This window comes from Haloarcula sp. CBA1129 (genome assembly GCF_008729015.1).
Lineage (GTDB): Archaea > Halobacteriota > Halobacteria > Halobacteriales > Haloarculaceae > Haloarcula.
In genome coordinates, this window is sequence record NZ_RKSM01000001.1 from 1880730 (window position 1) to 1904762 (window position 24033).

The 24033-nt window shown below is 63.0% G+C and carries 21 protein-coding genes and 1 tRNA gene; 10 read left to right on the forward strand and 12 right to left on the reverse strand.

The genetic code is table 11. The annotated features are described in order from the left end of the window. Window positions 1-4 precede the first annotated feature (4 nt). The 3 genes from Har1129_RS09345 to Har1129_RS09355 all read right to left on the reverse strand — a co-directional run bounded on the left by Har1129_RS09345 (window position 5) and on the right by Har1129_RS09355 (window position 3201). The gene (locus tag Har1129_RS09345) at window positions 5-1645 is read right to left on the reverse strand and encodes a GTPBP1 family GTP-binding protein (protein ID WP_151100397.1); all 1641 of its coding nucleotides are present in this window, start codon (window positions 1643-1645) and stop codon (window positions 5-7) included. Between the two features lie 262 nt (window positions 1646-1907). Continuing rightward, window positions 1908-2591, reverse strand: a complete 684-nt coding sequence (locus Har1129_RS09350) for a phosphoglycolate phosphatase (protein ID WP_151100398.1) — start codon at window positions 2589-2591, stop codon at window positions 1908-1910. Window positions 2592-2628: 37 nt separating this feature from the next. Further along, entirely contained in the window at window positions 2629-3201 is a 573-nt protein-coding gene (locus Har1129_RS09355) for a J domain-containing protein (RefSeq protein ID WP_151100399.1), read from the reverse strand. Between the two features lie 566 nt (window positions 3202-3767). On the opposite strand from Har1129_RS09355, the gene Har1129_RS09360 reads away from it, so the two are divergent. Then, a complete protein-coding gene (locus tag Har1129_RS09360; protein WP_151100400.1) occupies window positions 3768-6866 on the forward strand; it encodes an adenosylcobalamin-dependent ribonucleoside-diphosphate reductase in 3099 nt (1032 codons plus the stop codon). An 84-nt stretch (window positions 6867-6950) separates the two neighbouring features. Here the strand turns inward: Har1129_RS09360 and Har1129_RS09365 are convergent, their stop codons facing one another. Beyond that, entirely contained in the window at window positions 6951-7241 is a 291-nt protein-coding gene (locus tag Har1129_RS09365; RefSeq protein ID WP_151100401.1) for a hypothetical protein, read from the reverse strand. A 43-nt stretch (window positions 7242-7284) separates the two neighbouring features. Further along, entirely contained in the window at window positions 7285-8805 is a 1521-nt protein-coding gene (locus Har1129_RS09370) for a sulfite oxidase (RefSeq protein ID WP_151100402.1), read from the reverse strand. Window positions 8806-8910: 105 nt separating this feature from the next. Between Har1129_RS09370 and Har1129_RS21195 the strand changes: the two genes are divergently transcribed. Beyond that, window positions 8911-9033 (forward strand): HVO_2523 family zinc finger protein, encoded by a 123-nt coding sequence (locus tag Har1129_RS21195; RefSeq protein WP_004591539.1) that lies wholly within the window; start codon window positions 8911-8913, stop codon window positions 9031-9033. Window positions 9034-9079: 46 nt separating this feature from the next. Continuing rightward, a complete protein-coding gene (locus Har1129_RS09375) occupies window positions 9080-11647 on the forward strand; it encodes a PAS domain S-box protein (RefSeq protein ID WP_151100403.1) in 2568 nt (855 codons plus the stop codon). On the opposite strand, the gene Har1129_RS09380 is transcribed toward Har1129_RS09375, so the two are convergent. After that, entirely contained in the window at window positions 11625-12284 is a 660-nt protein-coding gene (locus tag Har1129_RS09380) for a TVP38/TMEM64 family protein (RefSeq protein WP_151100404.1), read from the reverse strand. The two genes, Har1129_RS09375 and Har1129_RS09380, sit on opposite strands and share 23 nt — an antisense overlap. A 51-nt stretch (window positions 12285-12335) precedes the next feature. Between Har1129_RS09380 and Har1129_RS09385 the strand changes: the two genes are divergently transcribed. After that, window positions 12336-12725 (forward strand): DUF5830 family protein, encoded by a 390-nt coding sequence (locus Har1129_RS09385; RefSeq protein ID WP_151100405.1) that lies wholly within the window; start codon window positions 12336-12338, stop codon window positions 12723-12725. 159 nt (window positions 12726-12884) lie between these two features. On the opposite strand, the gene Har1129_RS09390 is transcribed toward Har1129_RS09385, so the two are convergent. Continuing rightward, window positions 12885-13895 carry a hypothetical protein gene (locus tag Har1129_RS09390; protein WP_151100406.1) on the reverse strand — a complete coding sequence of 337 codons (1011 nt, stop codon included), beginning with the start codon at window positions 13893-13895 and terminating at the stop codon, window positions 12885-12887. Between the two features lie 144 nt (window positions 13896-14039). On the opposite strand from Har1129_RS09390, the gene Har1129_RS09395 reads away from it, so the two are divergent. Next, a tRNA-Met gene (locus Har1129_RS09395) sits at window positions 14040-14184 on the forward strand. 192 nt (window positions 14185-14376) lie between these two features. Here the strand turns inward: Har1129_RS09395 and Har1129_RS09400 are convergent. Next, entirely contained in the window at window positions 14377-14967 is a 591-nt protein-coding gene (locus Har1129_RS09400; RefSeq protein WP_151100407.1) for a HalX domain-containing protein, read from the reverse strand. Between the two features lie 190 nt (window positions 14968-15157). Between Har1129_RS09400 and Har1129_RS09405 the strand changes: the two genes are divergently transcribed. From Har1129_RS09405 to Har1129_RS09415, 3 genes are all read left to right on the forward strand, one after another. After that, window positions 15158-15595, forward strand: coding sequence for a pyridoxamine 5'-phosphate oxidase family protein (locus Har1129_RS09405; RefSeq protein ID WP_151100408.1), 438 nt, complete (start codon window positions 15158-15160; stop codon window positions 15593-15595). 33 nt (window positions 15596-15628) lie between these two features. Then, window positions 15629-16039 (forward strand): hypothetical protein, encoded by a 411-nt coding sequence (locus Har1129_RS09410; RefSeq protein ID WP_151102125.1) that lies wholly within the window; start codon window positions 15629-15631, stop codon window positions 16037-16039. Between the two features lie 214 nt (window positions 16040-16253). Next, complete coding sequence (locus Har1129_RS09415) at window positions 16254-16499, forward strand: hypothetical protein (RefSeq protein ID WP_151100409.1); 246 nt, start codon at window positions 16254-16256, stop codon at window positions 16497-16499. A 416-nt stretch (window positions 16500-16915) separates the two neighbouring features. Here the strand turns inward: Har1129_RS09415 and Har1129_RS09425 are convergent, their stop codons facing one another. Next, a complete protein-coding gene (locus tag Har1129_RS09425) occupies window positions 16916-17167 on the reverse strand; it encodes a hypothetical protein (RefSeq protein WP_151100410.1) in 252 nt (83 codons plus the stop codon). A gap of 93 nt (window positions 17168-17260) precedes the next feature. Here Har1129_RS09425 and Har1129_RS09430 point away from each other — a divergent pair, with 93 nt between their 5' ends. Both Har1129_RS09430 and Har1129_RS09435 read left to right on the forward strand, forming a co-directional pair. Beyond that, a complete protein-coding gene (locus Har1129_RS09430; protein ID WP_151100411.1) occupies window positions 17261-17497 on the forward strand; it encodes a hypothetical protein in 237 nt (78 codons plus the stop codon). A 48-nt stretch (window positions 17498-17545) separates the two neighbouring features. Beyond that, the gene (locus Har1129_RS09435; protein WP_151100412.1) at window positions 17546-18196 is read left to right on the forward strand and encodes a hypothetical protein; all 651 of its coding nucleotides are present in this window, start codon (window positions 17546-17548) and stop codon (window positions 18194-18196) included. 33 nt (window positions 18197-18229) lie between these two features. Here Har1129_RS09435 and Har1129_RS09440 read toward each other — a convergent pair whose 3' ends face one another. The 3 genes from Har1129_RS09440 to smc all read right to left on the reverse strand — a co-directional run bounded on the left by Har1129_RS09440 (window position 18230) and on the right by smc (window position 24022). Beyond that, complete coding sequence (locus tag Har1129_RS09440) at window positions 18230-19333, reverse strand: site-2 protease family protein (RefSeq protein ID WP_151100413.1); 1104 nt, start codon at window positions 19331-19333, stop codon at window positions 18230-18232. 83 nt (window positions 19334-19416) lie between these two features. Continuing rightward, window positions 19417-20442 (reverse strand): segregation/condensation protein A, encoded by a 1026-nt coding sequence (locus Har1129_RS09445; protein WP_151100414.1) that lies wholly within the window; start codon window positions 20440-20442, stop codon window positions 19417-19419. Beyond that, window positions 20435-24022, reverse strand: coding sequence for a chromosome segregation protein SMC (gene smc, locus Har1129_RS09450; RefSeq protein ID WP_151100415.1), 3588 nt, complete (start codon window positions 24020-24022; stop codon window positions 20435-20437). Before smc ends, Har1129_RS09445 begins: the two co-directional genes overlap by 8 nt. Window positions 24023-24033 lie beyond the last annotated feature (11 nt).

Consider the following 24033-nt stretch of genomic DNA (forward strand, 5'->3'; position numbering starts at 1 on the left):
GCCGCTACGCCGCCGGATCGATGTCGGTGACGGTCCCGACACCTTTCGAACTCCCCTCACGGAAGACGAACTTCTGGCCCTCCTCGACGAGGTAAGAGCGGAATTTGAACCGGACACGGGCCGTCCCGGCATCGCCGGGGAGTAACTGACCACCCTCCGGGTAGAAGGCCGCAGCCTCGCTGACTGTCTCAAGGTGGACCACAGGCTCGTAGCCGTCGCCGATGCGGGTCGGATGGTTCAATACCATCACTTCGGCCTCGAACTCCTGTACCGGCGACGGGTCTGCATCGCCCGGCAACAGGACCATCCCGCGCTCGATGTCCGGCTCGCGGACGCCTTTCAGCGCGATGCCGACGATGCGGCCGGCCTTGGCCTCGTCGACCCGGTGGTAATGCATCTCGATAGACCGGACCTCGACCTCGCGGAAGCTCCCGTCCTGCATGGGCCCGAGCAGCAGTTCGTCGCCAGCCTCGACCTCGCCGGATTTGATAGTGCCCGAGGCGACCGCACCGACTCCCTGAACGTTGTACGTCCGGTCGACGTACATCCGGAAATCGCCCACCTCGCCGGCGGTCTTGGGCAACGCCTCGAACATCTCGTCTAAGTCGTCCAGCCCCTCCTTTGTGACGGCGCTGGTGGTGACGACAGGAACAACGGTCTCAGAGATCTCGTCGATAGCCGTGTCGACGCCGTGGCGCTCCACCCGGAGCGGCGTCTTGTCGACCTCCCGCAATGCCTGCTCGACATCGCGTTCGACTTCGGCGACCCGCTCCTCGTCGACGAGGTCGCGTTTCGTGATGGCGACAATCGTCGGGAGGTCCGTCGCCAGCAGAATACCGAGGTGTTCCCGCGTCGTCTCGGTCACCCCGTCGTCGGCTGCGACGGTCAGGAGCCCGTAGTCGAGCTTCTGGCCGACGAGGCCGCGGATCGTCGTCCGGAGCCACGGCTCGTGTCCGACGGTGTCGACGAAGGAGACGAGGCGGTCGGACGCTTCGACGACTCGTGCCCGGTCGTCCTTCCGATGCGGGTTATCCATGCGGATCGGTTCGCCGTCGTCGTCGAAGCCGTAGACGCCATAGGAGAGGTCCGCAGACAACCCCCGCTCGACCTCGTGTGGCTGAACGTCGAGAAATCCGCGGGTCCCGCCTTCGCCGTCGTCAGCGTCACCAGTGACTAGCGACCCCACGAGCGTGGATTTGCCGTGGTCGACGTGGCCGGCAGTACCGACGACGATGTGGTCATCGTCCGCGAGAACGGACCCTTCTGAGACCGTCGCGACGCCCACGATGCCGTCGGTGCCATCGGTGGCTGCCGACCCGTTCTCGGAGACGCCGTCGACGCCCCACGTTTTCACCTCCTCGATGTGGGCACCGGCTTCCTCTGCCAGCAGGCTGAGTACGTCCATCGACTCTGAGAACTCCGCTGGCGAGATGCCGGCGAGACCACCGTCGTCAGTGACGCCGACGACGTAGGTCGCCTCCCCATCCCCGGAGAGAACACGATGTCGCAGTTGCGCTGTGAGGGATTCGAGCCGTCCCTCGGACAAGTGGAGATTCTCGCTGAGCCGTTCTTTGAACTCGACGCTGCCGCCCTCCCGCTCGCCGCGGTCAAGCGCGCGCCGGAGGACAGCCCGGTCGGGGCTCATATCCATCCGTTACTGTGGGGCAGATATAAGCCTTCCCCGGATTTGCGGCTCCAGAGAACTCCTGAGACCGGTGGCTGAGTGTGTCTCTCACAGTAGTGCTCGGGATGGTATTTATATCCGATGGCGTGGCCAGCACGGCTCGTGGACTAAACTGCCACGCGGAGTTCGCGATTGTGTGGCGCCGCTCCGCGTGTCCTCTGTCATGGCGTCACCTGTTCGCCATTCCGCTTAGCGACTGGTCCGAACGTCAGTCACACGACCGTCAATCCCGGTACGGCGCGACCGCTTCGAGAAATCCGTCGCCGTAGGTCGCGTCAGTCACTCGGTCGGCCCGTTCGAGCGCCGTCTCGTCAGCGTTGGCAACAGCTACGGCCTCTCCGGCCAGATCGAACATCTGGGCGTCGTTCACCGAGTCGCCGACCGCCAGAAACGCTTCCGGCTCCAGATCAAGTTCCGCACACACCGCTTCGAGGCCCGTCCCCTTGTCGACAACCGGATCTGTCACATGGTAGGCGAAGCCGGTATCGAGAACGACGAGCCCGTTGGCTGCAGCCAGTTCCTCTAGTGGTTCGAGTGGCTGATCAAGCGACACGACGAGTTCCGTCTCACGCCACCGGTTTGCCAGATCGATCTGTCCGAACCCCAGATCGTGACCCAGATCGCGGTAGGCCTCGCCGACCGCAAGCGCCGCCTCGTGGTCGCCCTCCAGCCTGAGCTCGTCGGTAGCTTCGACGAACACGACACCGCCGTTCTCGGCGACGACCGTCCGCTCGATGCCGAGGAACTCACAGAGCGCAACCGGGAACGGCATCGCTTTCCCGGTCGCGATGACGACGCGTGCTGGCCATTCACGAAGGACCGGCATGACGCGAGGGTCAATCGCTCGGCTTTCGTCAGTCAGCGTCCCATCGATGTCGACAATGAGCGGCGGCGTGTCGCTGTCCATACGTCCGGGTTCGGAGCGGCGTATATGGGAATTGCGGTCAGTCGTCGGTCAGCGTCTCGTAGGCCGCTTGCACCTGCTTGAACTCCGCCTCGCTCCCGCTGTCGGTGTCGGGATGGACCTCTTTGACTTTCTCCCGGTAGGCCCGCTTGATCGTACTCTGGTCAGCATCCGTATCAAGGCCCAGTCGCTTGTAGGCCTCCGCTGGACTCGGTCCTGATGATTGGACCCGCTGTCGGCGCTGCCGGCTGCTTGCCGCTTGGCGACGCTGTCGTCCGGATGCTTGGCTGCGACGTCTCTGACCGCTCTGAGTCGCTCGCGAGCGGCGCGCCTGACGACCGTCCCGTGGCGGCTCCCACTCCTCTCGCGGGCCAGCCCCGAACCCACCGCGACGGGCGTTTCCCGTGTTCTGTGCTGCCTGTCGCTCGACCCGCTCGTAGAGGCTCGCGGCCATCTTCCCGCTGAGGTGGTAGTACATGAAATACGTCGACGCGCCGAACATGAGCGCCAGAAAGAGCACCGCGGGATTGATCAAGAGACCCACCGCTGTCAGGACGACCGTCAGGCCTCCGAACACCACTGCGATTCCCTTGGTGAGCCCGTCGTACTGCACGCACATGTCTTCGGTCCACAGGCCTGTAAGCGTCCCGCCTCTCACCCCCGACTCGTTCGTGTACCGGACTCGATAGCGGGCGATCAAACCGGGGCTAGAGCGGCGCACCGACACACTGAATCGCCACCGCACGGGCTGATAGACAAGTTCTGCCAAAACCGCACCACGGCAGTACGTCTGACACGGCCTTACTCCCTCCCTACGGACGGTTAGTGAGCGTATATTGCCACCCCTGAACCCCCGCTCGTTTCCACTGGATATCTCGCTCACGTCTGGTGGTTCATGGGGTCGGGGTTTCACTTTCACCTCGGTCTGGACAGTATTAAGGAGAATCCACGGCATCTATTCCGTTGTACGCGACTATCGTTTCACGCGTCACCAGCACAGTTCGTCGAGCACCGTAGCCACGACTTTCGAGATCGCTACGGCCACCGCGGAATCGCAGACAAGAAGGATTAAACGCTATCGATGAATACGTATTCGCCGCCAGAAATGACAGGATCACGGGTAGCTACGACGAGGGGTATCGACCGACAGACGGCCGCTGTCGGGAGGAGGAGCGGGCGATGAGTAACAGCGACCTTTCCGCCGACGAGATCACGCTGCCGATCAAACGTACCGACGGTGACACGATCGAAGAGCGACTCACAGGCAACGCCTACCACAACATTCTTCCGGCTCGCTACCTCCGGAAGGATGCCGACGGCGACCTTATCGAAGAACCCGAAGACCTCTTCGACCGTGTCGCGAAGAACATCGCACTCGCCGAGGCCGTGTTCGAGGCCAACAAACAAGACGTCGACGTACACGTCTCGCCGGACCAGCTGAAGCCCGACCATCCGCGCCGCGACGAGCTCGCCGACGAGGTGTTCGGTAAAGGAACGTCCGTCGACGACGATGTCGAGACTGAGCTCTCTGTTTACAACGTCAACAAGTTCGCCTACGAGACGGTCGTACCGGAACTGCCTGAGGGCGTCCGCGACCACGTCGAATCGACCGCCGACGCCTTCCAAGAGCAGATGGAGCAGCTCTCCTTTATGCCGAACTCGCCGACGCTGATGAACGCCGGCGACGAACTCCAGCAGCTTTCCGCCTGTTTCGTCGACTCGCCCGGCGACGACATCGACGACATCCACCAGACCGCCAAGGAGGCCGCACAGGTCTTCCAGTCCGGCGGTGGCATGGGTTACGCGTTCTGGAAGCTCCGCCCGTACGGCGACCCCGTCGGCTCGACCGGCGGCATCGCCTCCGGACCAATCACGTTCATGCGGACCTACGACCAGATGTGCGAGACCATCGCACAGGGTGGTGCCCGCCGCGGGGCCCAGATGGGCGTCATGCGCGTCTCCCACCCCGACGTCATCCAGTTCATCCACGCCAAGAACAAGGACGTCTCGCTGGCCGAGACGCTGCGCCTGAACGACCCGGACGACTTCACGCACAACTCCTTCGCGGAAGCGCTGGAGGAAGCCCGCGAGCTCATCGACGACGACGGAAAGGTGCCCAAACACCTCCGTAACGCCGTCGAGGGCCACCTTTCGAACTTCAACATCTCCGTCGGCGTCACCGACGACTTCATGGAGGCGCTGAAGGCCGGCGAAGAATTCACCTTCACCAATCCGCGAACGGGCGATGCCCACATCGTCACCGAGGAGACGAAGGAACTGTACGACATGTTCGGTCTCGGCGAACACGTCGAGGTCGGCGAGGAACTCTCGATCCCGGCCGAGGAACTCTGGGACGATATCGTCGAGGGCGCTCACGAGAACGGCGAGCCCGGCGTTATCTACCTCGAACGGGTGAACAAGCAGCATTCCTTCGACGTGGAGGAACACCCGGACCACGAGATTCTCGCGACGAACCCCTGCGGCGAGCAGCCACTGGAGGAGTACGAGGCCTGTAACCTCGGGCACATCAATCTCTCGACGCTGGCCGCCGAGGACGCGCCGGACTGGCGCGTCTGGTCGGAGGCCCACGCCGACGAATACGACTCGATGGAAGCCGCCATCGACGCGTTCCTCGAGGACGCCATCGACTGGGACGAGTTCGACCGACGCATCGAACTCGGCACCCGCTTCCTCGAAAACGTCGTCACGATGTCCGACTTCCCGGTCGAGAAGATCGAGCAGAAGGTCCGGGAGATGCGGAAAATCGGCCTCGGTATCATGGGACTGGCCCAGCTGTACATCCAGCTCGGCGTCGCCTACGGGACCGACGAGGCCAACGAGATCGCCCGCCAGACGATGCGGCACATCAACCACGGGTCGAAGGCCGCGAGCCACGAACTCGCCGAGGACCGCGGTGTCTTCAGCGAGTGGGAGAACTCCAAGTACGCGAACCCGACGGCGTACCCCGAGTGGTTCGAGAAGCAGACCGGCGAAGACGCCGACGATTGGGCTGACGGCTACGCCATCCGCAACCACAACACGACGACCATCGCGCCGACCGGGACGACCTCGATGATCGGCAACACCACCGGCGGCTGTGAGCCCATCTACAACGTCGCTTACTACAAGAACGTCTCCGACGACGTGCAGGGCGACGAGATGCTCGTGGAGTTCGACGACTACTTCCTCCGCGCGCTGGAGGACAACGACATCGACGTTGAGGCCGTCAAGCAGGAGGCCCAGAAGCAGATGGGCAACAACGAGTTCGACGGCGTCGACGGGCTGACGACCGTGCCCGACGCTATCGGCGAGCTGTTCGTCACGACGGGCGACCTCTCCGCGAAGCAGCACGCAGGTATTCAGGTGGCCTGTCAGGAGGGCGTCGACTCCGCCATCTCGAAGACGGTCAACGCTCCCAACGACTCCACCATCGGCGACGCCGCCGAGGTGTTCGAGTATATCTACGACCACGGCGGCAAGGGCGTCACCTACTACCGCGACGGCACCCGCAGCAAGCAGGTGCTGACGACGCGCGCCCAGAACACGGAGTTCTCGGACATGGACGCCGACGAAATCGTCGCCCAGATCGAGGAGGTCTTCGGCGGTATCGAGGGCTTCCTCGAAGCCGACGCCGTACAGGCGGCCATCGATGACTCCATCGAACAGGTGCTCGGTGTCGCCGACGGGGACGCCGAATACGCCGAGAAGCAGACCCGACCGGACGTGCTCCACGGCGTGACCCAGCGTATCGACACCGGCTACGGGAAGCTCTACGTCAACATCAACGAAGACCCCGAGGCCGACCGGCCGTTCGAGTTGTTCGCCAACATCGGTAACTCCGGCGGCTTCACCGCCTCCTTCACCGAGGCGCTGGCGAAGACCATCTCGACGGCACTCCGTTCGGGCGTCGACCCCGAGGAGATCGCCGACGAACTGCAGGGCATCCGGTCGCCGAAGGTCGCTTGGGACAAGGGCGAACAGATCCAGTCCATCCCGGACGCCATCGGCACGGCCCTGCGACGCTACCTCGACGGCGATGTCGACAAGGCCTACCCCGACCAGACCACGCTAGAGGAAACTGCCGAAAAAGCGGACGGCGAGACCGCCACGCAGACCCAGACCGACGGCGGCGCGGCCGCCGCATCCGAACCGAGCGGCGACCAGCAAGACATCATCGACGCCGGCGAGAGTCCGGAGTGTCCTGACTGTGGCTCGCTGTCGCTGTACTACTCAGAGGGTTGCAAGACCTGCGAGTCCTGTGGCTGGTCCGAGTGCTGAACGCTACCGCCTGATACGCGGATTCGGATTTCGCTGCGGCTGAGACCCGTTTCTTTTCGCTTCGCGATGTCCCGTCGCGTTCTGCTATCGAAACTCCGTGACGTTGTACACGCCGGTAATCGTCGTTTCCTCGACAGTCGCCGTGATTTCTGTGCCCTCCTCGGCTTCCGAGTCAGCGACAAGCGTCACTGGCTCGATTGGCTGGCGGCGGAGAAAGGCCGTGATCCGTTCAAACCACGACGGCTTGCCGCCCTTGCGACAGACGATGACGTAGCGTGAGTCCGCGAGCGACGCCATCTCGGGCTCGAAGTCGTAGTCCTCGTGGTCGGCCGGTGGGACGACGTGGATGACCTCGCCCGCAATCGTCTCGTCCATACTCGTGATAGGGACCAGAGCGGTATGTGCCGCTCGCTTCGAGTTATGCGTATTCTTTGGACACCCACCCCGAGGCACCACTGGGGTAGGAATCGGTTTCCTCCTCGGGCTGGACCTCGCCGCGCTGGTCGACCATCCGAACGACAACAGTGTGGCCGCCAGTCGGCGGGTCGTAGGTGTACTCCCACTGTCGCCACGCGTCCTCGGCGGGGCCGTCGCCGCTGGCCGCGGGCAACTGTTCGGAGAGGTCCGCGTTGGCCCACGTTTCGCCGTCGTCGGTCGAGACCTCGACGCGCTGGACGCCGCGTAAGCCGGCGTACGCGTGGCCGCCGATACGCCGGCGGCCGTCTGGGAGCATCGATTCGTGGTGGAGTTTGGCGACCGGATTGACCGGACCGGTCCCCTGCCAGCCGCGTTTCTCCCAGTAGCCGTCGGCCTCCTCGTCAAGCACTTCGATCTCAGAGAGCCACTTGACGTTGACTTCGCCCCAGTGGCCGGGGACCAGCGCCCGGACGGGGTAGCCGTGGCCGCGTGGGAGAATCTTCCCGTTCATGCCGTAGGCGAGCAGCCCGCCCCGGAGCGCGTCGATGGGGAACTCCTCGTAGTAGTCGTCCTCGGCCCGGAGCATGACACATTCACAGCCGCTCTGGACGCCGGCTTCGTCGAGGAGACTGTCGACGGGAACGCCGGTCCACAGCGCGGTGTCCGTCTTGTAGCCGTTGAGGCTTTCGCCGACGCAGCGGAGCGTGACGAACCGGTTCTCGGCGTCCATCCCCAGCAGGTCTTCGTAGGTGAGCGTGACCTCCTCTTCGACGGCACCAGTGATGGAGAGTGACCAGTCCGCGGCCGAGAGCTCCGGATCGATGGAGTTGATATCGACTTCATAGAAGCTCTCGCTGACCAGCGGGTCGATGTCGCCAAGGTCTAGGGAGGAGTCTGCCGCGGCGGCAAGCTTCTCGTCGACGTCGTCGAGATCAGCCCCCGGCGCAGTGAGTGCGGGCGCATCGTCACCCGTCGCAGCGATTGACCGCTGATTGCCAGTCGTGTAGCCGACTGTCGCCGCGCCGACGGCCACCCCGACCGTCGAGAGCGCCCGTCTGCGCTTCGAGGAAATAGGCGACGCCTGCCCACCGAATCTGTCGAGTGCCTGTGCCAGTCCGACGACAGCGGCGGCGGGAACCGCTGGGCCGGCGGCGAGGATGACTTCGCCAGTGAGAACGACGCTGACGACCCACGTCACGACAGCCGTTCCAACGACTGGGAGGGCGCGGTTGTTCGCCAACTGGCCGGTGAGGATGGCCGCTCTGGCCGCCAGCGCGATGAACAGCCCCGCGAGGCCGATAGCGAGCAGGAGATTGAGCTGCTGGCCGAGACTGCCGAGCGTCGAGATAGCGGTCGAAACGACGACGCCGGGCATTGACCGCGCGAGCGTCCGTTCGATAGGCGATGCGATGAACGTGGGCGCGTAGCCGGTGACCGCGTAGGAGCCGGCTAAGCCCGCGACAGCTGCGGCGACGCTGACCAGCAGCCGACCGCCGGGCGAGTCGAGGAGGTCGTCAGTCATGGCTGTACCGACGGTCTACCCCGCAAAAGGGATTGTTCCAATTTCGTCCTGATTCTGTTCCGAAACTCCGGAAGACACAAGCGAGCGGAGCTGTTCTACGGAATCATGGACGAGCAGCCCGGCGGTCGGCCCTGTCCGCTCTGTGAGCGGGCAATGTACCACCGACACTGCAAGTACGTCTGTCCGGAGCACGGCGTCGTGTATGACTGCGCTGACACGTTCTACTGACGATCCGCTCGCGGGTTTAATATCTTGGAACAACGAAAGAAGTGATATGAGTGGTCACGGGGACGAGATTTCGGTGCTGCACGTCGACGACGACCCCGACCTTGGCGATCTCGTTGCGGTCCATCTGGAGCAAACTCACGGGAGTATCTCTGTCTGTACCGAGCGAAGCGCAACAGATGGGTTAGAGCGATTGTCCGAGCATACGTTCGACTGTGTCGTCAGCGACCACGACATGCCGGACATGGACGGGCTCGAATTTCTGAAGGTCGTCCGCGAGGAGTACGAGGAGCTACCGTTTATTCTCTTTACCGGCAAGGGAAACGAGGAAATCGCGAGTGACGCGATCTCCGCCGGCGTCACCGAATACCTCCAGAAGGGGGTCGGGACGGACCAGTACGCCGTGCTTGCTAACCGTATCGAGCGGGCTGTGGGGGAGCGCCGGGCGAAAACAGCGCTCGAAGAGTCCGAGCGGATGCTGTCGACGCTCATTTCGAACCTCCCGGGGATGGTGTATCGCGCACGAAACGAATCCGATTGGCCGATGCAGTTCGTCAGCGACGGTGCAGCGGAGCTGGTGGGCTACAGTTCTGAGGCGCTCGAAAGCGGCGACGTGTCTTGGGGGACGCTCATCAAGGATTCGGAAAAAGAGCAGCTCTGGGAGACGGTCCAGACCTGTATCGCCGCCAACGAGCCGTTTGAAGTCTCCTACCAGATCGAGACGGCCGATGGTGAGACCCGCTGGATGTGGGAGCGCGGACGTGTTGTCGGTACTGACGACGACGGCGTCGAAATCCTCGAAGGATTCATCACTGATGTAACTGCGCGCGAAGAGCGCGAGCGTGAACTCGCGAATCAGCGGGCATTTACCGAGAAGCTCATCGACTCCGTCGACGATATGTTCTACGTGGTCGGTACCGATGGAAGCCTGATCCGGTGGAACGACACCGTCCCGTCGGTGACCGGCTACACCAACGAGAAGCTAGCGTCGATGGACATCGGGGAACTCATCGTGGATTCCGACCACGAGAAATTATGGCGGATATTCGAGGAGACGCTGGAGACCGGGGACGGCACTATTGAGGCCGGAGTCGAGACGGCTGACGGCGAGATGCTCCAGTACGAATTCAAGGGGTCGCTCATCGAAGACGAGCGCGGCGACCTGTTCGGAATCGCCGGGATCGGCCGGGATATCACCGAACGGAAACGCCGAGAGCGGGAGCTCAGGGAGTATCGCACGCTGGTCGAGAACGTGGGAGACCCGATGTACATCCTCGACGCCGGCGGGACGATAGAGATGGCAAACGAGGCGATGGCCGCTCATCTGGGGCACGACCGCTCGGAGATTATTGGCTCAGATCCGGCTCGGTTCATGCCTGAATCGGATGTCGAGAGAGGGACAGCACTCATCCGAGACTTGCTTGACGACGACGAGCGGACGTGGGCTGCCTACGAGATGCGGACGATATCCGCCGACGGGACGGTCCGAATCAACGAGGACAGGATCGCGCCGCTGTTCGACGAGGACGGGACCTTCGACGGCTCGGTCGGCGTGATGCGCGAGACGACGGAGCGCAAGCAACGCGAGCGGGAACTCGAACGCTACGAGACGATTATCGAGGCCGTCGGTGACCCGGTGTACACGCTCGACGACGAGGGCGTGTTCACCTACGTGAACGAGGCGATAGAGCAGCTGACGGGGTTCGAACCGGACGACCTCATCGGCGAACACATCTCCACGATCATGGCCGGCGAGGACATCAACCGCGGCAGCGAGCTCATCCGGACGATGCTGTCTGACCCGACCCGGCGGAACGTGACCTTCGAAACGGATATTGTCGACCAAACCGGAGACCACGCGCCTATCGAGATCCATATCGCGTTGCTTCCAGCCGCGGACGGGGAGTTCAACGGTACAGCGGGCGTCATCCGCGATATCAGCGACCGGAAAGACAGGGAGCGACAGCTCGCGGAGTTCGCATCTGTCGTGAGCCACGACCTCCGAAACCCGCTGAACGTGGTCAAAGGGCGGATATCGGTCGCTCAGGAGACTGGAGAGGTCTCACATCTCGAGGCCGCGGAGTCCGCGGCCGACCGGATGGACGAACTCATCAACGACCTGTTGACGCTCGCCAGACAGGGTGAGACGGTCGGTGAGATGGCGATGGTGGACCTCGCTGCCCTCGCGGGTCAGGCTTGGGCCGATGTCGAAACCGGCGAAGCGACGCTCGAAAAACGCGGGACGGCGATGATCGAAGCCGATGCGGCGCGGCTCCGTACGGTGTTCGAGAACCTGTTCCGGAACAGTGTGGAGCATGGATCCACGAGCGGTCGGACGCAATCGGACGACGAGCGTTGTGCAGACAACGCGGCACCGATAACGGTCACCGTCGGAACGACGGACACCGGATTTTACGTCGCCGACAACGGCGTCGGTATCCCGCCGGAGGAGCGAGATGACGTGTTCGAGCGCGGCTATACCACGAGCGAATCGGGGACCGGGTTCGGGCTGGCAATCGTCGCCGAGGTCGCACAAGCCCACGGCTGGTCAGTGTCGGTGGCAGAGAGCGAGTGCGGCGGCGCGCAGTTCGAGTTCACGATGAGTTCGGGGCGCTGACGTGGCGATAGGCCGGCCCCGCAAGCACCAGCACAGCTAACGCCGCCGAGAACAGCAGGACGTGCGGGAGCGCGTCGATAGTGAGGCCAGTGAGCGTCAACGACCGCAGCGACGCGCCCGCGGTGACCTCGACGGCGACCCACGGAATCTCGCCGAGAAACGTTCCGACGGCAAAGGAGCGCGGCGAGACACGGGCGAACCCCGCTCCGTAAGAGACGGGGTCCGCAGGAACCGGTGAGAGCCGCGCCGCGAGGACGCCCCGCGTCTCGCCGGTCACCTCGATGATTCGCCGACCGGAATCCCCAAGCCAGCCGAACATCCCACCCTGTTCGCCGGCCCGGAGCGCGAACCGGTAGGGGATGAGGCAGGTGACAAGTGCGCCCATCAGCGCGACCGGGAAGCCGTATTTGACCCCGAGGACGAACCCGACAAACGCGGACAGCGGCATCGTCGGCCACGCGAAGAACGGGCGGACCAGATACAGCCCGACGATAACGCCGGCGAGGTACACAGGATGGTCGGCGAGGTGCATCGTCTGGGCCACCACCCGCTCGGGTGTGAGCAGCGTTGTCGCGACAGCGACGACTACCACCAGCCCGGCAGTTCCGACCAGCTGTCGCTTCGCGAGGCGGTCCATCTACCCAATCCAGCGGTAGCAATCGACAAACGCTTTGTGGTATCTTTTAGGTTGTTGGGGGTTGAAACGGCGATTGTGTCCGAGACGGGAGACCCGGTCGAACTCGGTGTCGAACTGCTCGCCCATCTGGAACACGGGGAGCTGTCCGTCGCCGACGCTCTCGACCGCATCGAGACGGTGACGACCAACCCACAGGTCCAGCGCGAAATCCTCGACACCGCAGTGATGCGGGGCCTTCTCGAGCGCGAAAACGGCGTCGTCCGCCCGCGATCACAGAGGTCGTACGTCAACTTCGACAGCGACGTCATCGTCCGTGAGGGGGAGTTCTCGTGTCAGCGCTGCGGGGCGGCTATCAGCACGGGCCACTTCGTCCAGTTCGACGGCGGCGAACTGGGCCCGTTCGGATCGACGTGTATTCGGAAAGTGTTAGGGCGGGAGTAGCGCGGTCGTGGCCACGATAGCGGTCACAACCTCGAAAATAGAGGGGCGCGACCGTAGGGAGTGACCCTCGTTAGACAAGCGGTGAACGGAGTGAGCCGCCAGTAGCGAAGCCGCGGCCGCGACCCCAGAAGGACGGTTGCAGTCGAAAGCAGAAACGGTTCAGCGGCCCTGTCGGAGTTCCTTGATGAGCTGTTTGATCGTGCGCTCCTGTTTCTGGAGCTGTTCGTTCTGGGCCTCGACAGCGGCGGTCAGCTCGGCGACCTCCGCTTCGAGTTCAGCGATATCGGAGTCTGCAGCGGTGTCTGACTCGACCGGTTCAGTGTCGATGCGAGACGTGTCTCCGGATTGTGTCTCCGTCGTGGCTTCGGTAGTCGTCCTCTGGTCGCTGGTCGATGCGGTCGCAGCCTGCGCGCCGGCGCTCGCGGACTCGCGTTCAGAATCGTCACCGCCTTCGTCGTCGTTGCTCACAAGCGGGTCGATACCGGATTCGAGGCCGAGACCGTTGCCGGCTTCGTCGGCATTCTTCTCGGGGTCGGCTCCAACTTTGGCGTTGAGATCAGCGAGTGAATCGACCTCGTGGTACGCGAAGAGTGCTTCTTCGAGTGTTTTCCGGACCATCGGTGCCTGCTCGGACGGCGCTTTGATGCGCTCCGGGCGCTCGTTAAACGAGGGCACGACAGCCGTAGCGACGCTGCCCTCTTCGAACTCCAAGCCGGTCATATCGTCAAAAGAGAACGCCTCGTAGTCGGCGTCCCAAGTGACGTTGCCGATGTGCTTGAGCAGTTGGCGGTCGGTAACGACCAGCGTGAGTTCGCTGAATCGGAACACGCCAGCGAGACTCTCGTCGGGGGCGATGCCACCCGAGACAGTGAGCTTCCCTTCGAGCAACCGTTCGAGGACGGCATCACCGCGGCTCCCGGGAACAGATAGTTCGAGCTTCTCACTGGTGTAAACGAGCGAGAACTTGGTCTTGCGTCGACCCTCCGAGACCGTGAGCCGTTCAAAGTCGTGCGGATAGCTGGCGACCTTCTCGTCGCTGAGAAGACCCTCACCGCGGTAGACGAGCGTCCGGGTCGATGTGAAACAGGCCGCGTCTTCGTCGCCGAGGTTGACACCGCCCCGGATCTCCTCGTCCCCGAGTTCCTGTTGGACGAGGTCTGGTATCTCCATACTGCCTGCATACCTGCGTGATGGCTTAAATCCGCGGGTCGAGTATCAGCGCCGATGCGCCCACGCAGCGTGGGACTGTGCCACAGTCCCGGCAGAGATGAGAACCTTCAAGACGGCTAACGGCCAACGCCTGAATGCACCCGCGCCCGGGTGGCTTAGCTGGACATAGCGCCGCACTCATAGGGTCTCTTGACTCATGCGGCAGTGCACCCGTCATGACCCCGGGGCGCTCGTCACGCCCCAGACCTGGGCCATGCGGAGATCGAGGGTTCGGAGCCCTCCCCGGGCATTTTCCAGATACCATCGATAAGTCGTCACTGGAGCCTCTGTCACGAACCGGCCAGACAGCGCTATATCAGTGCAAGCAGTGGTGTTCCGAGCGAACAGATCGCCGCAGCGGTGAGTTCTCAAACGCGGTTACGTTCGTCATGGCTGTTCCAGAGATTATATCGCAGTTTCACCGAACAAGAATCGCCAGCGATCAGCTCGACGAGAGGCCGCTACCGGGGAACTGTTGAAACACGGCTTCGAAGTCGTCAATCTCTGCGGCCGTGGTGTCGGCTCTTTCGCGGAGTTCTTCGAGTCGTTCGCTGACGGTTTGGTACTTGTCGCTGGCTTCGAGTTGCGGTGTGTTCTTCTGGGTTTCGAGGGTCGCTTTCTTCGAGGCCACGGCGAAGTACTCCTGCACCTGATCGTCGTACGTGGTCCGAACGAGCATCTCCGAGACGGTGCTGAGGAGGTCCTCGCGGCTGACCGGCTTGGTCAGGTACTCATCAAAGGGCATCTCGACGATGTCGAAGTCCGGGTCCACAGCCGTTACCATCACGACTGCGGGGTCAATACCGCGTTCGGCGATGGTATCGAGGACTGCATCACCACTCATGTCGGGCATCTGTCGGTCCAGAAAGACCACGTCGACGGACGCGTCGACTAACTGGAGTGCTTCCGTACCGCTGTGTGCGGTCCGAACGTCGTGTTCGGCCAGCAGCCACGTCGAATACAGGTCCGCAATATCTTGCTCATCGTCGACGACGAGCACCGTTGCCTCCTCCGTCTCAATGCGCTTTTGCACTTGTTGTCCCTCCTGTCGACTTGCGTACTGCTCTCACGGTGACTTTCCTGAACAGCAAGATAAAGGTACCCAGCAGATTATCGATTTTGAGAATCTGCGGTTGATCTGCTGGTTTTCCTGTGGCCGTTCTGTCACACTGCAGTGACTCATCCCAGAGATGTTAACATAGCGGCGACCGTATGCCGTGTGTATGGTGACTGTCTCCGGACCGTGGACGAGCGAGGAGATGGAACAGTTTCTCAGTACCGAAACTGTGCCACTCCGTCTCGGGTGCCTGACACCAGCAGACAGGCCATGGATGCTCTCGCTTTGGTATCGGTTCGTTGACGGAGTCTTCGAGTGTGCGACCGGGGCGGACGCGGCAGTTGTCGATTACCTCGACTATAACGCCGATGTCTCGTTTGAAGTCTCGACGAACGAGCCGCCGTACCGCGGCGTCAGAGGCAACGGAACAGCGACGATGGCAACGGATGCGGACAAGACAGTGCTCACCGACCTGTTGCACCGCTACCTCGGCGGAACCGACTCACCGCTAGCTGAACAACTGCTTGCACCCGACCGCCGCGAGATACAGATCACGATTACGCCCGACCGACTCCACACTTGGGACTACAGCAGCCGAATGTAACAGCCTGAACTAATGGAACCTACAGACTCAGCCATGGACACCGACCCGACAGACATCAAATCACTCGCGATAAGTGTCACTGATCTCGTCGCAGCCATTGAAGCGACTGCGGACGGATCAGAGACCGTGTTACGCGTCACACCGCCGTTCAGCGGTCGAATGCGGGCGCGTCTCCACGTCGTCCAGCCCGACGACGACGATGACACGATTCACATCGATCCTGACTCGCTGCTGGCTACGGATGCACCGTCGTATCCGACGCCCGATGACACCGCTGACGAGCTCCGTGCCGACGACGATGAGGCGTACTCGGTGGAGCGCCATCGGACCTACCACGAGCAACGACTCGCCGAGTGGCGTGAGTCGCTTCCGGATTACGTCGTCGATAGCACGGCACTAATCGATACAGAACACGACGTAACCGTGTCACTACTCGGGCCGTAATCGGTCGTACACGTCCACCGGAGTCATCGTCGAGATCAGGAGTGAGACAGCATATCATGCCAGATTTCCATCGCCGATAAAACGTCTAAGCGCCGCTCAGTCGGTCGTAAAATGAGCGGCTAGGGAACCGCTGTGCATGAAACGAAGCGAAACGGATGGAAACCTCTAGCGGTTATAAGCTCTCTCCAGTAGAAGCCGGGAATAGGTCCTCCACATGTCAAGTTCGTCCGCATACGAATTACTCGCCCAGTTTGATGAGTCCGTGCCGGAGTTCGACGAGTCACTCGCCACCGCCGTTCGCGGTCTCGCGTTCTGGACAGCGATTGCGCTCCCGTTTCTGTATCTCCCGCTACTGATTACCGGCCTGAACTCCGGGGCGACGCGAATCGCGTTCGTCGCACTCGTCGTCTTCAACGCCGTAACACTGTATATCGGCCACACACACGGAGGAGACGACTGAAACAGCACTCTGGGTTTCTGGCGTCACCGTGGATATTGGTGACCTCCGTTCTGCACCGACGCTGTGACCATACTTTCAGCCACCCATAGCCGCTCGCGTGCATGTGCCACGGACAGCAGTCATCGCAGGTTTCGGTCCGGGTCTCGGCGAATCGCTGGCCAGAACATTCATCCACGAAGGCATTCACGTCGCCCACGTCATCATCGACGGCCAGATTCTCCCGCCAAGCGACGCGGACGCCAGATTCTCCCGCCAAGCGACGCGGACGCAGCCGACCGCGACGCACAGTCGTCTCTCAATTCCGACGAAATCATCCGACAACACAGCTCGTCGAACAGGACCGCCCGACGTGGACGCTGGAGCTCGATCTCCGGCCCTACGTCGAGCCGTTCCGCGGATCTCAGCTCCGATGCCGGCTACTCTTCGAGGAGATCGACCCACTCTCTGAGTGGCCCTCGGACACCGTCGACTGAGATCGTCACGTCGCCGTCGAACCGCCACGTCGCCTGCGGGGAGTCCGAGCCGAACCGCATTGGAATAGAAATCGACACATCATCGGCCGTGATGTGGAGTGACTCGTCGCGGTCAACCGTTTCGTCAAGCAGTCGTTCGACGGCCAGACGAAGCTGTTCCGGGTCTGGGTCCGGAAGGTCCGTGGATTGACTCATACCTGTCCTTGGAGCCGAGGCTACCTCGGTGTTGCGTCGGACTGGTCGGTTTGTCCCCGTTATTTAGGGGGGTACAGTCCTCAGACAGTGTCGATGGAGTTGGAAACGCCCTATGCCCTCGGGGGGAGCTACTACGTCGAGACGGTGTCCATCGGGAAGCAGATGGACGATGAGACGGTGCGCGATTGCGTGGTCTGTGGCGGCCACGTCTACGCCGACGACTGGCACCTCGTCGTCGGGGTGCTTGACACGGACGGCGGACGACAGCGTCACCACCACTGCAGCGACGACTGCCTGACCGAGTGGCTCAGACTTATGACGGCTGCCTGAGTGGCGGCGAGTCCGCGGAGTCTTGACGATGGAGCGCGTTTGGGGAATATGGACGAGCGCACGGGCGTGTTCAGGGTCTACCGCGTCGTCGACGCGGTCCCACACATCAATCTGTTCGACACCGATGCGACGCGGCTCTACACCGTGTACCAGTCCGGCTACGGCGAGCAACAGCCAGCGGTCGATGACCTCCGGACAGGTGACCTCGTCGAGGCGACGCTTGGCGGCAATCCCGACGATTCGGAGGAAGCTTGGTCGCTGCTTTCGTTCGAGCGGCGCGACCGCGTCGCGATGGATTTCGCCGTTGACGCCGAAGTCCCCGAAGTCGCGGCGGACCTCTGGGAACCGGACCTCGAACGCCCGGCGAGTGCGACGCTCGAAGAGGACGGCGAGCCGGTTGCTGAGTGTTTCGTCCAGCCGCGCGCGCCGCTGCCCGGCGGCACGTTCGTCCCGAGCGTGCTCACTGGCCTCGTGCCGATGGAGTCACTGCTGACTAAACTTCCCAGTATCGGTGAGCCACCGACGGATGCGATTTTCATCGACCCCGACGCGCCCGATGCCGACTCGTATTCCCGCCCCTACGGCGTCGCCGTGCTGTTCACTGCCGCCGCTGACGGACTACTCACTGAGTTCCGGGAGCGATATGCGCTCCCTTCCGACGCGGATACCAGACCAGAGTACGACCCGTACGGGCTGTAAGCCGGCGGCGGGCGTTCGGACAGCGAGAAACCGCTACATCGTAATAACGAGCGGCACCGGAACGAAACAGAGCATACCCAGAACGAACGTGACCAGACCGATAGCCCAGCGACCCCGTCCGAGTGGTGTCTCGTCCAGCGGCGTCGCAGAGCCAAGCCGGCCGAACACCAGCGCCAGCAAGCCCCAGAACGCCCACAGCCCGGCCGCTCGGCCACCCTCGAAAGCGACGAGGTAGCCAGCCAGCCCGAAGAGAGCTATGGGGACCGCCAGTTGGACCATCGACAGTCGGTCGCCGAACAGCGACCGCGCGACGTGTGCGCCGTCGAGTTGGCCCACCGGCAGGAGGTTCAGAAAGGTCACGAACGCCCCCACCCAGCCGCCGATGACGACCGGGTTCGGGAGGAGTTGCGGGTTCGCATACTCCAGTTGTTCACCCATGAGTGCAGCGATACCCTGCAACAGGAGCGGGTAGCCGAGTTCGATGTTCGTGACGATGCCGCGGGTCACCTCCACCGGTGGAAGCGTCACGCCGATGGCCGTCACGACGACCGTTGCGACGAGGCCCGCCAGCGGGCCGGCGACGCCGATATCGAACAGCGCCTTCCGGTCGGGGATGTGGTCGTTCATGCTGATAACCGCGCCCAGCGTCCCGAGCACGTTCGGGAACGGCAGGAAGTACGGCAGGCTCGCCTCCACCTCGTGGTGGCGGCTCATGACGTAGTGGCCGAACTCGTGAATCGAAAGAATCCCCAGTGCGGCGGCGGCAAAGGGCCACGCCTTGACCATGGCTGTCGGGTCTTCGAGAACAGACAGCCCATACCAGCGGGTCCCGGCATACAGCGTCGACACCAGCGTCAGAACAGCGAGTCCAACATTCAGCCACGGGATGCCATCGACGCCGAGCGACCGCTCCCGCGCGATCAGCACCCACTCGCCCATCTCCCGCTTGAGCGCGACGCGATATCCGCGCTGACGGAACGCCGGCGCGATTCGGTTGATGACCTGCTCGGACTCGGTCATCGGCTCGCCGTAATACCGGACGCCGTCCTCGGCGGTCCTGTCGATCTCGTACACGTGGAACGTATCTGCGAGCGTTTCCGGGTCCGGTAACTCCGGCGGCGAGGACTGTGTCGCCATTACTCACGCTTAGGGTTCGACCCGTTTGAACCTGTTTGCTGGCCCACTGCGTGTACGGTGAGCCGTAGTCACGGCTGACTCGGTCAGTCCGCGACAGCCTCGTCTGACCCGGTCGCGGCGCTGGGGTCCTGAATCCAGAGGTCACCAAAGAGGTCGTCCTGCTGGAGGCGAACCTGACCGCGATGGGCTAAAAAGAGCAGTCCGAGGAACGTCTCGACGCGGGTCCCGCCGGCGGTGTCGACCTCGCGGTACAGCACCTCCTCGCGGCCTTGGTCGTACTGCTCGCGGACGGCGTCGTGGACGTCGGCGATGATGTCGTCGATATTCTCGGCGTGGGCCGTCCCGGTCACGTCGGCCGCCGACGGTTCCTCGTCCAGTCGCATGTCGTCGGCCCCACGATAGTCGAGTTCCTGTGTTCCGCGGTCGAACCCGCTCGGGGAGTCACTGGTGTCATACTCGCGAGACTCCTTCCACCACGATTCACGCTCGGCGTCCCGGAGGTCCCGGACCAGTTCGTCGAGCGTCTGTGGCATCCCGCGGGCGCGACGGCGTTCGAGCCGGCGGTCCATCTCCGACTCCAGCGCGGCGAACGGGTCCGGCTCCTCGATAGGGGCGTCCTCGTGCATCGCCTGCTCCCATGGTTCGGCCGGTTCCTCCTCGGTCTCGCCCTCGCCGAGCATCGCGTCGCTTTTCATCCGAATCAGGACGCTCGCGTAGAACAGCGCCCGGCCCGACGTGCGCAGGTCCGCATCGTCGATTCGGTCGAGGAACTTGTCGGTGACCCGCACCACATCGATATCCCACGGGTCGATCTCGCCGTCGTCCGCGAGCTGGACCAGCACCTCGACCGGTTCGACGTCCTCGTCGTCGCTGTCGTCGGCAGTCGCCTCGCCTTCGACACTGTCCCGCTCCGTCATGCCGCCACTCGGGTCTGGATCGTCGCCCAATAGTGCCGCTGCATCGCCCGACTCACCGGGCGGCTCGCGGTCCTCGTGGCCGGTGATGTTCAGGGGGATGTCATCCGCCTGATCGTCCGTCTTTTCATCGTCTCGCGGCTCCCCGCGGTCGCCGCTCGACTGTTCCGAGCCGCGTGGCGACTCGCTAGTCATCAGCCGGAACCTCCTCGTCACCGTCACCATCACCGCTGAGGTCGATGCCAGTAACCGCACTCACGTTGTCGCCCTGCATCATCACGCCGATGGCCCGTTCGGACCGTTCGAGCATGGCCGAGCGGTGCGAGACGACGACGAACTGGGCGTCCCCGGCGAGTTCATCGACTAGTTCGCCGACGAGGTCGGCGTTGGCCGCGTCGAGGAAGGCGTCGACCTCGTCCAGCGCGTAGAACGGCGCGGGGTTGTGCCGCTGGATGGCGAAGATGAACGCCAGCGCCGTCAGCGACTTCTCGCCGCCAGACATCGCGTTCAGCCGCTGGATCGGCTTGTCGCCCGGCTGGGCCTTCATCGTCAGCCCGCCCTCGAAGGGGTCGTCCTCGTCTTCGAGGTGAAGGTGGCCGGTACCGTTCGAGAGCCGCTCGAAGATGTTCTGGAACTGGTCGTTGATCTCCGTGTACGACTCCATGAACGTCTCCTTCTTGCGGGCCTCGTAGGTGTCGATGCGCTCCCGGATACCGTCGGCCTCCTCGACGAGCGTCGCCTTCTTGTCTTCGAGTTCCTGCAGGTCGTCGTCGACGCGGTCGTACTCCTCGATGGCGCGCATGTTGACCGGCTCTAACTTCTCCATTTCCGTTTCCAGCCGGTCGATCTCCTGTTCGACCGTCTCGTGGTCGGGCACGTCCTCGGGGTCGTAGTCGCCGACCTGCGCTTCGAGTTCGTCGATTTCCCACTCCAGACGCTCCTGAGTCTCCTGCTCGGATTCGAGGTCCCGCTCGATTTCAGAGACCGCGGCCTGTTGCTCGTCCCGAGCTTCCTTTGCCTCCTGCAGGTCGGCTTTCAGGTCCTCGCGTTCGGACTTGAGTTCGGCCAGCTCCTCTTCGAGGTCGGCGACTGCCTGCTCCTTCTCGGCCTGCAGTTCCTGTTTCTCGGCGACCTTTGTTTCGAGGGCGTCGATGCGTTCCTCGTGTTCTGCCTTGCGGTTCTGGGCCGCCTCGATGTCGTCGTGGAGGTCCTCGATAGCCTCCTCTGCGTACTGTTTTTCGAGTTCGTACTCGTTGAGTTCGGCGTCGAGTTCGTCCTGACGGTCTTCGAGCGCGTCGATGTCGTCCTTGATGGATTCGCGCTGGTCAGTCAGGTCCGGCAGCTCCGAATCTTCAACCTCGGCTTCGAGGTCGTCAATGTCGCTCTGGAGCGCGTCGATCTCCTCGTTTTTGGCCTCGATGTCGGCCTCCAGTTCGTCCATCTGGTCGGCCACGTCCTCGCGCTCCGCGGCGATCTCTTCGAGGTCGGCTTCCAGCTGTTCGATGCGGTCACGTGTGTCTTCGAGGGCGCTCTGCTTGCGTTCGATACTCGTCTCGATATCGCGGACCTGCTCGGTCGCGTCGGACTCGCGGTCGCGGGCGTCGTCTAAGCGCTCCTCCACGTCCCGCAGGTCCTCTCGCACATCCGCCCGCTCGTCTTCGAGTTCGTTGATGCGCGTGGCGACCCGTTCGAGCTTGCCAGCGCCGCCCGAGAAGGAGTAGCGCGTGCCCGACGAGGAGCCGCCGGTCATTGCGCCCGATTTCTCGACGAGGTCGCCGTCGAGGGTGACCATCCGGTAGTCACCCATCAGGTCGCGAGCGGTGTCCATGCTGTCGACGACGACGGTGTCGCCGAGCACGTACGAGAAGATGCCCGCGTACTCGCGGTCGAAGTCCACGAGATTGTACGCGAAGTCGATGACACCGTCGGCGCTTGGCAGCGAGCCCAGCGAGCGGTTCTGCATCTGTGTAATCGGCAGGAACGTCGCCCGGCCGGCGCTGCGTGATTTGAGGTACTCGATACAGCGCTGGCCCACGTTGTCGTCATCGACGACGACGTGAGCGAGTCGCCCGCCCGCCGCCGTCTCACAGGCGGTGGCGTACTCGGGGTCGACGCCGCCGAGTTGCCCGACCGTGCCGTGGACGCCGTCCTGTCCGGCGTTCAGAATCGCCGTCACCGCGCGGCCGTACGACGAGTCACCGTCCTCGCCGGCCTTCGCCTCTAGCTGGGCGTACTCCTGCTGTTTCGCGCTGATTTCGTCTTCGAGGTCGTCTAAGTCCGACTGGAGTTCGCGCTTCTCCGCGCGCAGGTCGTCGACGACCTCGCCGATGGTCGCTTTGTTCTTCTCGGCTTTCTCCAGTTCCGTCTGTAGGTCCTCGATGTCGGCTTCGAGGTCGGGAATCTCAGCCTCGGCGTCCTCGATGGCTTCGCGCTTCTCGTCCTCGGCGTTCGAGCGCCGGCGAGCCTCGTCGAGCAGGCGGTCCTGCTCGCGCTGGAGGTCGTTCCGCTCGCTTTTGAGGGTCTCCAGCCGCGAGCGTTTCTCCTCCAGCTCGTCCTTGACCTCCTGAAACTCCTCGCCGACCTCGTCGATCCGTTGTTGTACCTCGGCGAGTTCGGACTCCTTCTCGGCGATGTCGGCCTTGACGTTTGACTTGGCGACTTTCGTCTCGCGGATATCGCTTTCGAGGTCGTCGATGGTCTCCTGCTTGCGGTCGATCTGAACGAACGCCTGCCGGCGCTCGTTCTCCGCGGCCTCGACGGTCTCCTCGGCGGATTCGATTTTGTCCTCTAATCTGGAGATGTCGCCTTTGATCTCCTCGATCTCGCGCTTGATGGCGAGCTGTTCGTCCTCGCCCTTGCGCTCGATCTCCCCGTTGAGTTCGTGGAGTTCGTCTTCCAGTCGGATGACCGCGCCTTGGCGCTCGTCGAGTTCCGTCTGGAGCTCCGTGAGCTCGGATTCCAGCTCGTCGATAGCCTCCTCGACGGCCGCCAGTTCCTCGCGCTTGTCTTCGAGTTCGGCGGCCTTGCGGTACCCCTCGTACTCCTCTTTCTCGTCGCGGAGATCCTGATACTTGAGCGCCGTTTCCCGCTCGTCTTCGAGCTGGTCGAGACGCTCCTGCTTTTCCTCGATGCGGAGTTCGGCCTCGTCGATTCGCTCTTGGACGACTTCCAGCTCGTCGAAGGCGTCGGCCTTCTTCGCGTCGAACTGGGCGACGCCGGCGATTTCGTCGATAATCTCCCGACGGGAGCCGGCGGTCATGTTGATGATCTCGGTCACGTCGCCCTGCATGACGACGTTGTACCCCTCCGGCGTCACGCCGGCCTGTGCGAGCAGGTCCTGAATGTCTGAGAGGTTGACCGAGCGGCCGTTGATGTAGTAGTAGGAGTAGTAGTTGTCCTCGGTCTCCTTGACGCGGCGCTTGATGGCGATTTCGTCCACGTCGCCCACGTCTTCGGTACCGGCGGCGTTGACGACCTGTGATCGTGACAGCGTCCGGTCATCGTTGGCCAGAATTACCTCGACGCTGGCCTGCCGCTCGCCGTCGTACTCGGCGTCTTCGTCGGCGTGGCCGGGGTTGTAGATGAGGTCAGTGAGTTTCTCGGCGCGGATACCCGAAGTGCGAGCGAGTCCGAGCGCGAACAGTATCGCGTCGATGATGTTGGACTTGCCCGAGCCGTTCGGGCCGCTAATGGTAGTGAAATCTTCGTAAAACGGGATTCGGGTCTTACGCCCGAAGCTCTTGAAATTGTCGAGGACGAGCTCTTTGATATGCATGCGGTGGTGTG

Coding starts and splice junctions, on each gene's coding strand:
- Har1129_RS09390 (WP_151100406.1), bottom strand. CDS start 13,895: ATGGAGATACCAGACCTCGTCCAACAGGAACTCGGGGACGAGGAGATC.
- smc (WP_151100415.1), bottom strand. CDS start 24,022: ATGCATATCAAAGAGCTCGTCCTCGACAATTTCAAGAGCTTCGGGCGT.
- Har1129_RS09410 (WP_151102125.1), top strand. CDS start 15,629: ATGGACACCGACCCGACAGACATCAAATCACTCGCGATAAGTGTCACT.
- Har1129_RS21195 (WP_004591539.1), top strand. CDS start 8,911: ATGGACGAGCAGCCCGGCGGTCGGCCCTGTCCGCTCTGTGAGCGGGCA.
- Har1129_RS09445 (WP_151100414.1), bottom strand. CDS start 20,442: ATGACTAGCGAGTCGCCACGCGGCTCGGAACAGTCGAGCGGCGACCGC.
- Har1129_RS09350 (WP_151100398.1), bottom strand. CDS start 2,591: ATGGACAGCGACACGCCGCCGCTCATTGTCGACATCGATGGGACGCTG.
- Har1129_RS09380 (WP_151100404.1), bottom strand. CDS start 12,284: ATGGACCGCCTCGCGAAGCGACAGCTGGTCGGAACTGCCGGGCTGGTG.
- Har1129_RS09365 (WP_151100401.1), bottom strand. CDS start 7,241: ATGGACGAGACGATTGCGGGCGAGGTCATCCACGTCGTCCCACCGGCC.
- Har1129_RS09425 (WP_151100410.1), bottom strand. CDS start 17,167: ATGAGTCAATCCACGGACCTTCCGGACCCAGACCCGGAACAGCTTCGT.
- Har1129_RS09405 (WP_151100408.1), top strand. CDS start 15,158: ATGGTGACTGTCTCCGGACCGTGGACGAGCGAGGAGATGGAACAGTTT.
- Har1129_RS09360 (WP_151100400.1), top strand. CDS start 3,768: ATGAGTAACAGCGACCTTTCCGCCGACGAGATCACGCTGCCGATCAAA.
- Har1129_RS09375 (WP_151100403.1), top strand. CDS start 9,080: ATGAGTGGTCACGGGGACGAGATTTCGGTGCTGCACGTCGACGACGAC.
- Har1129_RS09370 (WP_151100402.1), bottom strand. CDS start 8,805: ATGACTGACGACCTCCTCGACTCGCCCGGCGGTCGGCTGCTGGTCAGC.
- Har1129_RS09345 (WP_151100397.1), bottom strand. CDS start 1,645: ATGAGCCCCGACCGGGCTGTCCTCCGGCGCGCGCTTGACCGCGGCGAG.
- Har1129_RS09430 (WP_151100411.1), top strand. CDS start 17,261: ATGGAGTTGGAAACGCCCTATGCCCTCGGGGGGAGCTACTACGTCGAG.
- Har1129_RS09440 (WP_151100413.1), bottom strand. CDS start 19,333: ATGGCGACACAGTCCTCGCCGCCGGAGTTACCGGACCCGGAAACGCTC.
- Har1129_RS09435 (WP_151100412.1), top strand. CDS start 17,546: ATGGACGAGCGCACGGGCGTGTTCAGGGTCTACCGCGTCGTCGACGCG.
- Har1129_RS09415 (WP_151100409.1), top strand. CDS start 16,254: ATGTCAAGTTCGTCCGCATACGAATTACTCGCCCAGTTTGATGAGTCC.